Below are 14149 nucleotides of genomic sequence, written 5' to 3' on the forward strand. Positions count from 1 at the left end.
AAAGGGGAGAACAACATGAAAAAGAAGTATTCATTATTAGGAATTGTTTTATCGGCAGGTTTGATCCTTGCAGCTTGTGGCGATGACGACACGTCGAACGGTTCGGATGATACAGGATCTGAAGGGGCAGGAAGCGATTTGAATTTATTGAATGAAGGCCAGTTTACAACGGCTGCAAGCGGACTTTATAAACCTTTTAACTATGAAGAAGGTGGAGAACTGACTGGATTTGACATCGAAATCGGGGCTGCCTTGGCCGAAGAGATGGGACTGGAGCATAATCCGGTTACGAATCCTTTCGAAACGATCATCCAGGGGTTGATCGGCAATAAATTCGATGCGATCCTCGGATCGATGGCCATAACGGATGAACGTGCCGAAACGGTTGCGTTTTCGGAACCCTACTATCTGTCAGGGGGTAAAATCTGGGTTTCAGCCGACAACACGGATATTACAGAAGCAGCGGACCTGGAAGGCAAGAAAATCGGTATTGTAGCCCAAACAACATATGAACCGGCAGCAAAAGAATATACGGACGATATCCAATATTACAATAGCGACGTCGTTGCCCTGCAGGATTTAGTGCCAGGCCGAGTGGACGCTGTCATTACAGCTGACGTTGTCGGGTTTGAAGCACAAAATGCGGGACTGGAAATCAAGGACATCGGTGAAAACCTGTGGATTGAAGAAGCTGCCATCGCAGTGCGTCAGGAAGATACGGCATTATTGGAAGAAGTGAACAGAGCGCTGCAGGCAATTATCGATAACGGAACATATGCTGAAATTTCCGAGAAATGGTTCGGCACTAACCTTCTCGAAGTGGAGACAGAAGGAATTGAAATTCTGCGCTAAACGGAGAGAGGGGAATTGCCATGGAGACCATTAGAACCATATATGATATTTTTATCACCACATATCCCGGTTTTTTGGAAGCGGTAGTCATTACGCTGCAGCTGACAGCGATCTCAATTGTTCTCGGTACAATCCTGGGATTGATCTTCGCGTTGATGAAGATATCAAAATCCAAAATTCTTCAGGGCATCGCCAATCTGTATATTACACTTATACGGGGTACGCCGTTATTGGTACAGATCATGTTCCTGTATTTCGGGATCACGCAGATTATCATTCTCGATAACTTCTGGGCAGGGGCAATCGCTCTCGGAATCCATAATGGCGCTTATATCGCTGAAATTTTCCGCGGCGCCATCCAGGGCATTGATATCGGCCAAACAGAAGCGAGCCGGGCGCTTGGTATGACGAACAACCAGGCGATGAAGAGAATTGTCTTTCCGCAGGCGTTGAAACGTTCAATTCCGCCGCTTGGCAACCAGTTCATCATCGCATTGAAAGATTCTTCCCTTGTGTGGATGATCGGAGTAGCAGAGCTGTTTTCGGTGGCGAACCGGTCCGCCGCCGCTTCATTCAAACAGTTCGAAACTTTTATAGTCGTGGGCTTTTACTATTTAGTGCTGGTCATGATTTTCACTTATATCGTCAGATGGTATGAGAATAAACTCGATGTGGACAAAGCCTAAGGAGGGCAAGACATGATTATCGGAAAGAATATACACAAATCCTTCGGCGATCTTGAGGTACTTAAAGGTGTGGATTTGCATGTGCAACCTCAAGAGGTGGTCGTTCTCGTCGGTGTCAGTGGATCAGGGAAAAGTACGCTTCTCAGATGCTTTAATTTTTTGGAAATGATCAACAGCGGTGAAATAACCATTGATGGCCATACGATCAATCCGAAAAAAGAGAATTTGGCTAAAGTCCGTGCGGAGGTTGGAATGGTGTTCCAGCACTTCAACCTGTTTCCTCATAAGAACGTTCTGGAAAATGTCATCGAAGCACCGGTCACGGTGAAGAAGATGAATAAAGAAGAAGCGAAGAAACTGGGGATGGCATTGCTGAGGAAAGTCGGTCTTGAAGACAAGGCGGATGTGTATCCGAGCAAATTGTCGGGAGGGCAAAAACAGCGGGTCGCCATTGCAAGGGCGCTTGCAATGGAACCGAAAGTCATGCTGTTCGATGAGCCGACTTCAGCACTCGATCCGGAACTGGTCGGAGAAGTGCTGCAGGTCATGAAGCAGCTTGCTGAAGAAGGGATGACGATGGTTGTCGTCACCCACGAGATGAAATTCGCAAAAGAAGTTGCGGACCGGGTCATAATGATCGACCAAGGGAAAATCATTGAATCAGCGGATCCGAAAAACTTTTTTGAGAATCCTCAGAATGAACGAACGAAACAATTTATCCAATTGGTTGAATAACCAGGAAAGCGATTCCGCAGAAGAAAGCGGAATCGTTTTTTTATGTTGAGGAAATGTTTTATTGCCGTTAAAACGGCTAAACAAGGAATACCATAAAAATAAGGAGGCTTTTTCGATGAAAGTGACAGACATCATGACGAGTGAAGTCGATACTTGCACACCGCAGGCGTCCCTCCAGGAAGTGGCAGCAAAAATGAAGGAAATCGATGTCGGATCCATTCCCGTCGTCGATAATGACAAGCTCGTCGGCATCATCACTGACCGGGATATTGTTGTGCGGGGAATTGCAGAAAATATTTCATTGGATGCAGCAGTTTCTGAAATTCTTACGGAGAACATGGTGACAGGCAGCAAGGACATGTCAGTCGAAGACGCAGCTGAATTGATGGCGGACAACCAGATTCGCCGTTTGCCGATTGTCGAAAATGATAATGTCGTTGGAATGGTGTCGCTCGGTGATATTGTGGTTAAAGATAAATCTTATGGCAATGCGGACATTGCGCTTGATGAAGTTTCGGAACCAGCTGAGCCTGATAAATGATCCGAAACCCGCATATTGAAAAACCGGCCCATCAAATGGCCGGTTTTTTCGTTTATTGGACAGTGATGATGGAAGCTGATATGAGTGGCACGTCTTCTTCGGCGTTGCCGTCATATATTCCTTCAACCTGAACGTTATCACCTGTCTCTACAGGAGTTTCAGCCATATTGCGGATGTAGATCTGCTGATCTTCATGGGTAAGGATAAAAGAAGGGAAGCCGACTTCATCCACCAGTTCTTCCACAGTCCCTGATATTTTGACGGGGGCGCCGTCCTCAATGGCGCCATCTGCGAGTTCAGCAGCAGTCACGGTTTCTGCATTCTCCACTTCTACGGGATCGGTGGGGTCAAGTTCATCGCCTTCAGGTGCCGACACTTCAGTTTGGGATTCTTCTTCCAAAGGGGGTGTATCTTCTCCGCCGCAGGCAGAAAGCATAAGGACAAGGACAAGGACAAGGACAAGCGGCAAGTACCATTTTTTCATCGTTGATCACTCCAGTGCATCAGAATTTAGTAGTTACAGGAAATATACCCTTCTTCCCGGTTTTTTAAAACGGTGCAGGGTAGTCGCTGTCTGTTGTCGAATTGACAAGGGGAGGAGAAGAAAAGAGGTGCAGAATGGAACTGTTTAAACTGCCTGATCACTTGAAGGGTAAAAACAAGCATGTGCAAAAACTCGTAAAGTTTGAAAAAACCAACATCGTCAATATGCAACTGGCTGCAGGTGAAGAAATCCCTACACATAATTCCAGCGCGGATGTATTGATCATTGTAATCACTGGTAAAGTCGAGCTTACAGTGGAAGGGGAAACGGCTGAAGTATCACCGGATGTCATGATGAGGATGGCGCCGAAAGAAAAGCACAGCCTCAAAGCCATTGAAGATTCAAATTTCCTGGTCATTCAGATCCAGCCATAGTAAAAGCCCAAGTCCGATAAAGACTTGGGCTTTTAAATTCCCTGCAACTCACCATTCGAAGTCCTCGGGATACTCTGCAGAAACTTCAATTTGATGGATCTGTTTTTTTGCCGGGGCTGCAGCAGAAAGAACCTGCTTGCGGAATGCCTGGTATTCCTTATCCGGGACAGCAAGTTTCATGGCGACCGTCGACAGGCTTTGTTGGCGCTGCTGTTTTGCCATCTCGATCCACTTCAGATTTAAAAGATCCACGTATTGGATGGCATAATCATCCATCGTCAGCGGCTGGTCGAATGCAGCGAGCACCGTCCCGTATTCCTCATCGGGGATATGCCCGCGGAGGCAGTCAAGAACGAGTGACTGGAACCGGTAAATCACGGGGAGGTGGATATCCCAAACAGATTTCGATACCTTTTTCTGATAAAGGCCGACAAAATCTTTCAATGCAATTGCTGCGAAGATCAACTCAGGCCACAGGACTTCCACGGAGAAATAAATGTTTTTATCCGGCGCAATAAAACCATGTTCTTTCATTGTATGGTCATGGAGACCGTTAAAGACAAAATCGACATTGCGGTCGCCTTGGGCAGCGTGGCGGATTTCATAGGACACAGCAAGAATCCGCATGCGCGTCCCTTCATAGCCATGGTACTGGCCCTCATCTCCGATTACTTTATAAATCGCCTGGTTCAGCTCATCGAGATCAAAATAATCACCGCTGATTTTAACTCCGGTGTGATTCGGGGTGCTCATCATTGTCAGCATGCAAAATCCTCCTCAGCGTTTCGGTTTATAGTCGAGCTGCCTGAATAATTCATTGCGTTCATCATCGGCCAGGTCACGCCATTCGCCGACAGGCAGGTCATCCAGGCGGATATTCATGATGCGCACCCGCTGCAGGCTCCGAACTTCGTATCCGAGTGCGGAGCACATGCGGCGGATCTGCCGGTTCAATCCCTGACGTATCGTCAATTTGAAAATATATTTTGTGAGCTTTTCCGCTTTGGCAGGGAGCGTCACCGTATCCAGTATTTCAACGCCCTCTTCCATTTTCTTCAGGAAGGAGTCGGTGATCGGCATATCAACTCTGACGATATACTCTTTTTCATGTTCATTTTCAGCCCGCAGGATTTCATTGACGATATCGCCGTCATTGGTAAGAAGGATCAGACCCTCGGAATCCTTGTCGAGACGGCCGACGTGGAAAATCCGCTCCGAATGATTGACGAAGTCGACGATATTCCCTTTGATGTGGCGTTCCGTCGTACTGGTTATGCCGACGGGTTTATTCAAGGCAATGTATACATATTCCCGCTCCGGCTGTTCGATCACCCGGCCGTCAACCCGGACTTCATCACCCGGCTGCACTTTACTGCCGAGTTCTGCCGGCGCACCGTTGATCGTGACGCGTCCGCCTTCAATATATTTATCAGCGCCGCGGCGTGAGGTGATCCCTGTTTCACTTAAAAATTTATTGATTCGCATAATAAAATCCCTTCGTTCTGTAGAATGTACCCTATATTTCCATTATACCCTCAAAGCAAGGAGAACAAAACGGTCTGCTGGTTATGCAGATTATTAAAAAGAAGAGATTAATCTATTGCAATTTTCCGATTAATTTGACAATATAGGAGGTAAGCTGTTTAATTATGTGCAGTCAAGGTATCGCATTTAATGAAAGCGCATACAAAACGGCAATTCATGTAAGGGGAGGAAACAGAATGGTAATGGAATACGCAATTCCGAATACGGCCGGTGCTAAGAGTTCATTTAAGGAAAGGTACGAAAATTATATTAACGGTGAGTGGAGAGCACCGGCAAAAGGACAGTATTTTGACAATGTTTCTCCTGTAAACGGAAAAAAATTCACAGAAGTTGCACGTTCGACCGCCGAAGATATTGAAGCTGCGCTGGATGCGGCCCATGCAGCGAAAGATGCCTGGGGCAAGACATCAGTTACGGAACGTGCCAACATTCTTTTAAAGATCGCAGACCGGATGGAACAAAATCTGGAAATGCTGGCAGTCGCGGAAACCTGGGACAACGGGAAGGCAGTCCGTGAAACCCTGAATGCCGATATTCCGCTGGCAATCGACCATTACCGCTATTTTGCAGGGGTCATCCGTGCGCAGGAAGGCTCACTCAGCCAATTGGATGAAGATACGGTCGCCTATCATTTCCATGAGCCGCTGGGAGTAGTGGCGCAAATTATTCCATGGAACTTCCCATTGCTGATGGCGACCTGGAAGCTGGCGCCGGCGCTGGCAGCAGGCAACTGTGTCGTGTTGAAACCGGCAGAGCAGACTCCCGCCAGCATCCTGGTATGGGCTGAACTGGTCGGCGACCTGCTGCCGCCAGGCGTCCTGAATATCGTCAATGGTTTCGGCCTTGAAGCAGGGAAGCCGCTTGCCTCCAGCCCGCGTGTCGCAAAAGTCGCATTCACAGGTGAAACGACGACTGGCCGGATGATCATGCAGTATGCATCACAAAACTTGATCCCTGTCACATTGGAGCTGGGCGGAAAATCCCCGAACATCTTCTTCAAGGATATTATGGACCAGGATGACGCGTTCCTCGATAAAGCCATTGAAGGCTTCGTCATGTTCGCACTGAATCAAGGAGAAGTTTGTACTTGCCCATCCCGCGTTTTGATTCAGGAAGATATTTACGAAGAATTCATGGAACGTGCGCTGAAGCGCGTCGAAGCGATTAAACTCGGAAATCCGCTTGATCCGGAAACGATGATGGGCGCACAGGCGTCTCAAGAGCAGATGGAGAAAATCATGTCCTATCTGGATATCGGCAAACAGGAAGGTGCGGAAGTCCTTGCCGGCGGCGAACGGAACATGCTGGAAGGCGATCTCGCAGAAGGCTTCTATATCAAACCGACCGTCTTTAAAGGAAACAATAAAATGCGGATTTTCCAAGAGGAGATTTTCGGACCGGTGGTGTCGGTGACGACATTCAAGACGAAAGAAGAGGCGCTTGAACTCGCCAATGACACGCTGTATGGACTGGGAGCTGGCATCTGGACGCGCGATACGCACACAGCCTACCGTTTCGGCCGCGGCATCCAGGCGGGACGCGTCTGGACAAACTGCTATCACCAGTATCCGGCTCACGCTGCATTCGGCGGTTACAAAATGTCCGGTTTCGGCCGTGAAAACCATAAAATGATGCTTGACCATTACCAAAACACGAAAAACATGCTCGTCAGCTACAGCCAGGACAAGCAAGGGTTCTTTTGATCTAGAGAAGGTTTCTTCTTTAGTGTCCAGACTCCGGCGGCCCAGCTCTTCGGGTCATCATAAGCCAGCTCAGCTGCGTGGCAAGAAGCGCCACTTCGCTGATCCGTCATATGCCGTTCAGAGCTAAGCGGGCGCCGTCACTTTTCTTCATGGAAAGGAAGGGATCTCAATGGTTGAACGTGTCGTAGCTACGGATGCTGCCCTTGAATTGATTGAGTTTTTAAAGGACAAGCATGGGCCTTTGATGTTCCACCAGTCTGGGGGCTGCTGTGACGGCAGCTCGCCGATGTGCTATCCGGAAGGCGACCTGTTTATCGGCGACCAGGATATGTACATGGGCGAAATTGGTGGAGCTAAGTTTTACATGCATAAAAACCAATTCAATTATTGGAGCCATACCCAGCTGATCATTGACGTGGTGGATGGCCGGGGCGGGATGTTTTCGCTCGAAGGCGTCGAAGGGAAGCGTTTTTTGACCCGCTCCCGCGCATTCACGGCAGATGAAACGAAGGAATTGCAGGAACAGATTTGAGTAAAAGGCGGGATGCTATCCCGCCTTTTTTATATTCATTAAATAAAATTATTTCCAGATAGATGGGAATAAAAAGATGGCGATCACAAATGGTCAAATGCCGATCACAAATGGCGCGATGCCGATCACAAATGGTGAAATGGCGATCACAAATGGTGAAATGCCGATTACAAATGGCCCAATGCCGATCACAAAAATCCACTCAAAAATACATCCTCGAAATTCCCTCAAAACTGCCGGCAATACGGCAGTTTTTCATCGGAAAAGACCTGTAAATAATTATTTCTGTAAAGAATTTGAAAAGAAAAACGAACCAGAATCAGAAGTTTGAAAACGCATGGAAATCCAAGCAGGAAACTAGTGGAATCAATCATTTTTTCATTGGAAAAAGCCTTGCTGTCAATGGATATACCAACAGAGAAATGGTATAATGAGAGAATGAAAGGTGGTCATCAATTTGACGAAATTAGGTAGCCGTATTTCTTTTGAACAGGCGGAACACGCCCTTTCCTATGCTTCACATTCCCTCCATATCGAGGGCTTTGATGTGACACACGAGGACTGTGATTTTGTCCGTTCAGTTCTGACTGGAGAAAAGACGGAAGCTCAATTCCACAAGGCCATTCGAAACCGATTTGATGTCTAGATACAAGCATTCTTCGATGTATTGTTATCCGGACACGGATGTTCTGATCAACCATTTCTCGATCATGGATGATGAAAAGCTGAAAGAAGTCGAAAAGGTCTACACGCTGTTCCGGCTTTCCGAATTGCAATTGAAACAGCCGGCGGATCCGCTTGATTCAAAAGCATTTATCGAAATCCACCGGTGTATTCTGCAGGATGTCTATCCGTTTGCAGGTGAATTGCGGAAAGAGATGATTTCAAAAGGATCTTCTTCTTTTGCCCATCCTGATCACATAGAGACGCAATTGAACCGGGTCTTCAACGAATTGAAAGAAGAGAATTACCTTAAAGATCTGCCGCGGGACAAGATGATCAAGCGCCTGGCCCATTATTTGGCGGAGCTTAATGCGCTGCACCCATTCCGTGAAGGCAACGGGCGCACGGTCCGCGAATTCGCACGCCAGCTGATGAGCAACGCCGGCTACGAATTGGATTGGGAGAAAATTGCCGGTCCCGCTGAAATCATCAATGCGTTCGTGGACTCTTTTAATGCCACCAACGACAGGCTGGAAAATATTCTCGATGAAATGATAAAACCATAGGATCACGCAAAGACAATGCGGCGATCCTATGGTTTTATTTTTTTGTGTTTTCTTTTAGCCACTCCATTCCGAAATTCACCAGCGGCCGCATTTCTGTGAGGCGGCATTCTGCCTGTCCAAGCAGGCCAATTTTAATGTCCCCCGGGTAATCCTTGGCGATTTCCGGAAAGCGGTCCGAATCCATATCCACACACTCATAATGCTGCCAGACTCTTTCGCCGTTCAGCATGATAGCTGCCCCCTGCGGAGAAGTGGTGCGGTCATCCTGCGCGAATTCGGCATAATGCAGAGCCGTGCATGTGTCGAAACCAACGCCGATCAAAAGGATTTTGACGTCAGCATGCATCATTTTTTGCAGCGGCGATTTTTTGCCGAAAGAATCTTCCAGTGGCTGCTCACTCATCCAGTCTGCGGCATTTTCACCCCAAGCCATGAAGGAATGCGCAGGATGCGGGCTTCGGATGGTGTCCGGATGGCGATGAAAACATTCTGCGATTTTCCCCATCCCCCGAAGCGGAGTCAGGTGGGGGTCATATGCCGGGAAATTTTCCCGCAGCTCGAGGTGCCAGTTTTTCGGAATCGGGGGTTCCATCCAATAGATCGGATCCGAATTATCCGCAGATTGTGCCGGCATCACGATTGTGCCGCTTTCTGTAACGGTTTCCATCAGCGCTTCAACCACGGCCTGCGCGCCTCCGGCAATCCAGCCCATTGATTTCAGCGAAGAATGGATCATGACCTGGTCGCCTTTTTGAATGCCGAGTTCCGCCAATTGCTTCTTTACCGTCTTCTTTGATTGGAATTCGGGAGTGTTTAAAATACTCATCAATTCTGTCATAAGGCACCTCCTGTATTTTCAATATACCATAATGCTGAAAGTTGCCGCTTCGATCATTTATGGTTAGCATGGAATAAACGGCAATGCTATTTTAATTGAAATGGAGTGAAGGTCATGGAAGCAAGGCTGATGAAAGAATCAAGAACGATCCAGACAAAGTTGGTTCTGCCGCCGGATACGAATCACATGAATTCGATTTTTGGAGGAGTCGTGCTTGCCTATATCGATGAAATTGCCGGTATCACAGCAATGAAACATGCCCGCAGGCAAGTGGTGGTGACAGCTTCCATCGATTCGGTCGATTTCCTGTCATCTGCACATGTGGGGGATATACTCGAGCTGGAAGCCAATGTCACGTCAACCGGCCGTACCTCAATGGAAGTTTACGTCAGGGTGAAATCGATAAACCTGCAGACGGGTGAAGAGAGGCTCACGACGGAATCTTTCCTGACGATGGTGGCGATGGGCGAAGACGGTAAGCCGACGCCGGTTCCAGCGGTCATCCCGGAATCGGAAGGGGAGAAGAAGTTCTTCGAAACGGCGCCGGCACGGAGGGAATACCGCAAAATGAGAGCGAAAACGCCGAGATAAAGAAAGGCTCCGGAAGTGTGTCCGGAGCCTTTTTGATTTTAAAGGTCTTCTGCACCTTTCACATTGGCAAGCGCATCTCCCGCTTCGCCTTGGATGATTGACATACTGCCGTCCGTTTCCAGCACCACAGCCTGCACTTCTTCCATGCTGCCCTTGCCCTGATTGCGGACAGCCTGCAGAATCTCGATTTTATTGATGCGTTCCTTTTTCATGGCATCCGTCATAAACCTGCCGTTCAGATAAAGCAATCTGGGCTCGGATTTGATGATTTTATTGAAGGCATCCGAGCGCATCGCCAGGAAAGTGATGCTGTATTGCATGGCGATCAGCAGTGCAAAGGCAGTCAGCCCTTCCAGGAGGCTGATGTTGCTGTCCAATAGAATCGTGGCCAGTGTTGAACCGAGTGCCACCGTGACGACGAGATCGAATGCATTCAATTTGGTCAGCGTCCGCTTTCCGGAAATCCGCAGGAATACGACCAGTCCGATATAAGCGAGCAGCCCGACAGTGACAATTCTTATGAAACTGCTCATTGTGATTTCAAACATCTGCTCAACTCCTTTCTTTCACCTTTTCCCTGCCTATGAGCAGACAAACTGATTCCCTGTGATTTTCCTTCCGCCGAATAGAAAAGGGAAAATGGGTATATAGAGTAATAAGGTAATTACTAGAAGAGGGGAGATAGTCATGAACGGTTTTCTGAATGCCGTCCGTTACACGGGACTCGTGGTTTTCGGAGTGGGTATCCTGCTGCTGCTTGCCGCCATACTCAATTATTTGGTGTCGTTCACTGATGTGATCTGGATGCAACCGTTATTCATGCGGCTTTATCTGTTTCTTGCGGTCACGGGAATCCTTGCCTATATATTGGTCACGTTCAGAAGAAGGGAATGAAAAAAGAGCCGCTAAAGAGCGGCTCTTTTTTCATGATAAAGAAGTGAATTCTAAAACCTTTGCTCCTGTCTCTGTCCCTGCATCGCTGCGCTAGCTTCGGGACATGAAAGTGCGCTGCATCGCTAACGCTAGCTTCGTCGCAAAGCCTTGTCTTCATCTTTCCTTATTTCTTCGCCAGCAATTCCTCGAAATAAGCGCCGAATTCCTTCGAGCGTTTCAGGATTGTGCTTGAAGACACGTCGAATTTCTCGCTTAATTGTTTCGGTGCAAGCATTGGGCCTTTGATCAATTCGTGGTCCTGCAGGAATCTCCAGTAACCGCCGACAAGTGCTTCAGGCTTTTGGACGCTTGGCTGCTGGCTTACAAGATAGCTGTTCAGGATACTCGTCACGTTTTCGACAGTTTCCTCATCCATTTCAGCATCTTTAATGTGCTTCTGTAATTCGTCCATGACGGATTGGTGTTCCGGAGAAAGTTCGATGCTGTCGTCGACTGTGCCAGTCGAATACTTGACGATGCTTTCAACAACTGCCAAATAATTGTCACGTACATATTGTTCGCCGTCAGTTTCGTTCGCTTTCGCCATCTCGGCTTTCAGCTGCTCAAAGAATGGTGCGAATTCACCCACGATAGTCAAATAGCCATTCAGGAACAATGCGCCGTCTTTTCCTGCACGGGAATCCGGTAAAAGAATGGCAAGGAGGCCCTGGCCATCTTCCATATCCGTCGGAGGCTGATCTGCCATTGTGTATGTTTCTCCTGTGAAGGCATCTTTGAACTGCGCGGAACTTTCATCGCCTTTCAGATACTGGCCGACGAAGATCTTGACGTTCGTCCAGTCTTCCAGCACTTCCTGAGTGGTCGGACGCTGGGAGATTTCGATCTGCTTGTTCAGGTGCTGCTCCCAAAGTTCAGGTTTTTTCATGAACAGGAAATTTTCGATGACAAATGCTTGGGCATCGTTTTCTGCCATCGTCTGCATCAGACGAGGCTGCCATTCCTGCTGTAATTCGCGGAATTCCGCAATGTTATCCTGGTTCGGGTTTTCTGAAAAGAACAATTGGCGCACTTTGAATAGTTCATCGTTCACCAGGTCATTAATCGACACAGTTTGTTCTTTTCCGTGGCATTTCTTGTATTTCTTTCCGCTGCCGCATGGGCATGGGTCATTTCTTCCTACCATTCTAATCACCTACATTTTTTCTTCAGTGTACCATACATGGCAGTTTCGCTCAAAAGTCCGACGATTCTGACGCCATTTTCATCCATTCTCCGTGAATAAGTGAATCCCAAGAGCGTCCAACACATATTGCGGAACAAAAAAGCGAGCAGTCACCAGTGGATCGACAACCTGGCTGATTTGCGCTTCGCCGGCTGCGCTCATCAGCATGGTCATTCCGCTGACACTGAGATCGGTGAATGGCAGTAAAAGATCGATCATTTCTTCAGTTGCCGTTTTCACAGCTTCGTCGAGGGTCATGGCGGAAACCAGAATGGCTGCGCCTTCCTTATTAACGAGCACCGGGAACTTCGAATGGAAGCCTTTGATCACTTCGAGTGTAACGGTGGCGCGTCCCGGCACTTCAATTCCGGAGACGCTGACTTCGCCGTCCCCCATTGCAGCATGGAAATCGCCGAGCGCAAACAAGGCGCCTTCCGCAAATACCGGGAAATACAGCGTCGCGCCTTCAGCGATGAATTTCGTATCCATATTTCCGCCGTGGGCACCCGGTGTTCCGCAGGAAACGGGCTCACCTTCAGGGGCTACACCGATAACTCCGATCATCGGGTTCAGCGGGAGATGCAATTTTTCATTGAAGAGGGCTTTATTGTTTTCGATCGGAATGATTTTGGATTCCATCGTCTCCAACCGGTGTCCCATCACACCGAGGTCCGGCCCGGTCACCATGACACCCTGATCTCCGATTTCCAGTTTATCGATCGTCACTTTCAGCAAGTCTCCGGAAACTGCGCCTTCGACATAAACAGGGCCGGTTGCCGGATTGATGCGGTCCCAGTCGATCGCTGACACTTCCTGGTCCGCCGACTGGATCTGGTTTGTGAAGCAGTCGAAAGTTTCGATGCGGACGGTATCGCCTGATTGCACGTGCAGGACAGGAGAGTTCTTTCTTGAAAATGAATAAATCACATCTTTTGTGGACAATTCATGCATGGATTCCAACTCCTTTTCATACTATTTAAACAATTGTAGCAAGGGGGAGTTTAAATGGCAAAGCGTCCGGATGCACCTGGATCGGCAGTATAGTATGATGATAAAAAACAACTATATAATTTGAACTAAAGAAATAAAAGAAATATCGCTTCGGCGCCAGGTTTAGCACCCACTCGGACGAAGGTCCGAGTTAGCTTACGGTAACCACATCAGTAGGAAAAGGATTTCTTACATATGGAGCAAAACAGCGAAGACTCGGCCTCGCGAACGTCGGCTAATGTCTTCGGAGCTGTTTTACGGTATATCGGTTATTGAAAATTATTAGTTCAACTTAACTATTCCTTAAGGAGGCGGTTTTCTTGCCTAACGAACCTTCCCAGGTGCTGATCGCCTGGATGAAAATGATTATTTTAGGGGCGATCGTCATTTTGGCTTCACGCCAATTCATTTATGAGCCGGTGGAAGTCCACGGCAAATCCATGCTGCCGACTTTTGAAGAAAATGATCGGATCATTTTGATGAAAATAAGCAAAATCGAACGCTTCGATATGATTGTGTTTGAGGTGAATAACGAAAAGAATTACCTGAAACGTGTAATCGGAATTCCGGGAGATGTAGTGAAAATGGAAGATGACCGTCTGTACATCAACGGGGTTGAAACTGAAGAACCGTATCTCGAAGAAAACAGGATGGCAGCCGAGCAGATGGGCTATCAGCTCCTGACGGCTGACTTTCCCGCCGTGACCGTGCCTACAGGCTATTATTTTGTGCTGGGTGACAATCGGTTGAACAGCGTAGATTCGCGGATACTTGGGTTTATCAAAAAAGACCGGGTGATGGGGGAAGTGAAATTCAGGCTGTCCCCGCTGGAGCATATCGGACCGGTGAAATAACATTGGGGAGAAAGAGGGG

General features: G+C 47.9%; 20 protein-coding genes. 13 read left to right on the top strand and 7 right to left on the bottom strand.

The window, feature by feature from the left end; translation table 11 throughout:
- The first annotated feature begins 15 nt into the window (after positions 1-15).
- From IQ294_RS09740 to IQ294_RS09755, 4 genes are all read left to right on the top strand, one after another.
- On the top strand, positions 16-852 hold the full coding sequence (locus IQ294_RS09740) for a transporter substrate-binding domain-containing protein (protein WP_203333838.1): 837 nt from the start codon (positions 16-18) through the stop codon (positions 850-852).
- 20 nt (positions 853-872) lie between these two features.
- Entirely contained in the window at positions 873-1538 is a 666-nt protein-coding gene (locus tag IQ294_RS09745) for an amino acid ABC transporter permease (protein ID WP_203333839.1), read from the top strand.
- 12 nt (positions 1539-1550) lie between these two features.
- Positions 1551-2273 (top strand): amino acid ABC transporter ATP-binding protein, encoded by a 723-nt coding sequence (locus tag IQ294_RS09750; RefSeq protein ID WP_203333840.1) that lies wholly within the window; start codon positions 1551-1553, stop codon positions 2271-2273.
- A gap of 115 nt (positions 2274-2388) precedes the next feature.
- Positions 2389-2814 (top strand): CBS domain-containing protein, encoded by a 426-nt coding sequence (locus tag IQ294_RS09755; RefSeq protein WP_203333841.1) that lies wholly within the window; start codon positions 2389-2391, stop codon positions 2812-2814.
- A 52-nt stretch (positions 2815-2866) separates the two neighbouring features.
- Here IQ294_RS09755 and IQ294_RS09760 read toward each other — a convergent pair whose 3' ends face one another.
- Positions 2867-3298 carry a hypothetical protein gene (locus tag IQ294_RS09760; protein WP_203333842.1) on the bottom strand — a complete coding sequence of 144 codons (432 nt, stop codon included), beginning with the start codon at positions 3296-3298 and terminating at the stop codon, positions 2867-2869.
- A gap of 134 nt (positions 3299-3432) precedes the next feature.
- On the opposite strand from IQ294_RS09760, the gene IQ294_RS09765 reads away from it, so the two are divergent.
- Complete coding sequence (locus IQ294_RS09765; protein WP_203333843.1) at positions 3433-3732, top strand: cupin domain-containing protein; 300 nt, start codon at positions 3433-3435, stop codon at positions 3730-3732.
- A 48-nt stretch (positions 3733-3780) separates the two neighbouring features.
- Here the strand turns inward: IQ294_RS09765 and IQ294_RS09770 are convergent, their stop codons facing one another.
- Both IQ294_RS09770 and rluF read right to left on the bottom strand, forming a co-directional pair.
- The gene (locus IQ294_RS09770) at positions 3781-4497 is read right to left on the bottom strand and encodes a DUF6904 family protein (RefSeq protein WP_203333844.1); all 717 of its coding nucleotides are present in this window, start codon (positions 4495-4497) and stop codon (positions 3781-3783) included.
- A gap of 12 nt (positions 4498-4509) precedes the next feature.
- A complete protein-coding gene (gene rluF, locus IQ294_RS09775; RefSeq protein ID WP_203333845.1) occupies positions 4510-5217 on the bottom strand; it encodes a 23S rRNA pseudouridine(2604) synthase RluF in 708 nt (235 codons plus the stop codon).
- A gap of 242 nt (positions 5218-5459) precedes the next feature.
- Between rluF and adh the strand changes: the two genes are divergently transcribed.
- From adh to IQ294_RS09800, 5 genes are all read left to right on the top strand, one after another.
- A complete protein-coding gene (adh, locus tag IQ294_RS09780; protein WP_203333905.1) occupies positions 5460-6980 on the top strand; it encodes an aldehyde dehydrogenase in 1521 nt (506 codons plus the stop codon).
- Positions 6981-7149: 169 nt separating this feature from the next.
- The gene (locus IQ294_RS09785; protein ID WP_203333846.1) at positions 7150-7512 is read left to right on the top strand and encodes a DUF779 domain-containing protein; all 363 of its coding nucleotides are present in this window, start codon (positions 7150-7152) and stop codon (positions 7510-7512) included.
- 76 nt (positions 7513-7588) lie between these two features.
- The gene (locus IQ294_RS09790) at positions 7589-7843 is read left to right on the top strand and encodes a hypothetical protein (RefSeq protein WP_203333847.1); all 255 of its coding nucleotides are present in this window, start codon (positions 7589-7591) and stop codon (positions 7841-7843) included.
- Positions 7844-7969: 126 nt separating this feature from the next.
- The gene (locus tag IQ294_RS09795; RefSeq protein WP_203333848.1) at positions 7970-8158 is read left to right on the top strand and encodes a hypothetical protein; all 189 of its coding nucleotides are present in this window, start codon (positions 7970-7972) and stop codon (positions 8156-8158) included.
- Complete coding sequence (locus IQ294_RS09800) at positions 8151-8741, top strand: Fic/DOC family protein (RefSeq protein ID WP_203333849.1); 591 nt, start codon at positions 8151-8153, stop codon at positions 8739-8741. Before IQ294_RS09795 ends, IQ294_RS09800 begins: the two co-directional genes overlap by 8 nt.
- Before the next feature lie 34 nt (positions 8742-8775).
- On the opposite strand, the gene IQ294_RS09805 is transcribed toward IQ294_RS09800, so the two are convergent.
- On the bottom strand, positions 8776-9579 hold the full coding sequence (locus IQ294_RS09805; RefSeq protein ID WP_203333850.1) for an AAC(3) family N-acetyltransferase: 804 nt from the start codon (positions 9577-9579) through the stop codon (positions 8776-8778).
- A gap of 114 nt (positions 9580-9693) precedes the next feature.
- On the opposite strand from IQ294_RS09805, the gene IQ294_RS09810 reads away from it, so the two are divergent.
- Entirely contained in the window at positions 9694-10170 is a 477-nt protein-coding gene (locus IQ294_RS09810; RefSeq protein WP_203333851.1) for an acyl-CoA thioesterase, read from the top strand.
- Positions 10171-10208: 38 nt separating this feature from the next.
- On the opposite strand, the gene IQ294_RS09815 is transcribed toward IQ294_RS09810, so the two are convergent.
- Positions 10209-10718 (bottom strand): DUF421 domain-containing protein, encoded by a 510-nt coding sequence (locus IQ294_RS09815; RefSeq protein ID WP_203333852.1) that lies wholly within the window; start codon positions 10716-10718, stop codon positions 10209-10211.
- Positions 10719-10857: 139 nt separating this feature from the next.
- On the opposite strand from IQ294_RS09815, the gene IQ294_RS09820 reads away from it, so the two are divergent.
- Positions 10858-11064 (top strand): hypothetical protein, encoded by a 207-nt coding sequence (locus tag IQ294_RS09820; protein WP_203333853.1) that lies wholly within the window; start codon positions 10858-10860, stop codon positions 11062-11064.
- Positions 11065-11227: 163 nt separating this feature from the next.
- Here the strand turns inward: IQ294_RS09820 and IQ294_RS09825 are convergent, their stop codons facing one another.
- Positions 11228-12247, bottom strand: a complete 1020-nt coding sequence (locus IQ294_RS09825) for a YecA family protein (RefSeq protein ID WP_203333854.1) — start codon at positions 12245-12247, stop codon at positions 11228-11230.
- 78 nt (positions 12248-12325) lie between these two features.
- Positions 12326-13237: an acetamidase/formamidase family protein gene (locus tag IQ294_RS09830; protein WP_203333855.1), complete on the bottom strand. Its 912-nt coding sequence runs from the start codon at positions 13235-13237 to the stop codon at positions 12326-12328.
- 359 nt (positions 13238-13596) lie between these two features.
- On the opposite strand from IQ294_RS09830, the gene lepB reads away from it, so the two are divergent.
- Entirely contained in the window at positions 13597-14130 is a 534-nt protein-coding gene (lepB, locus tag IQ294_RS09835) for a signal peptidase I (RefSeq protein WP_238942734.1), read from the top strand.
- Positions 14131-14149: the final 19 nt, after the last annotated feature.

The organism is Planococcus beigongshangi (genome assembly GCF_016820495.1).
GTDB lineage: Bacteria > Bacillota > Bacilli > Bacillales_A > Planococcaceae > Planococcus > Planococcus beigongshangi.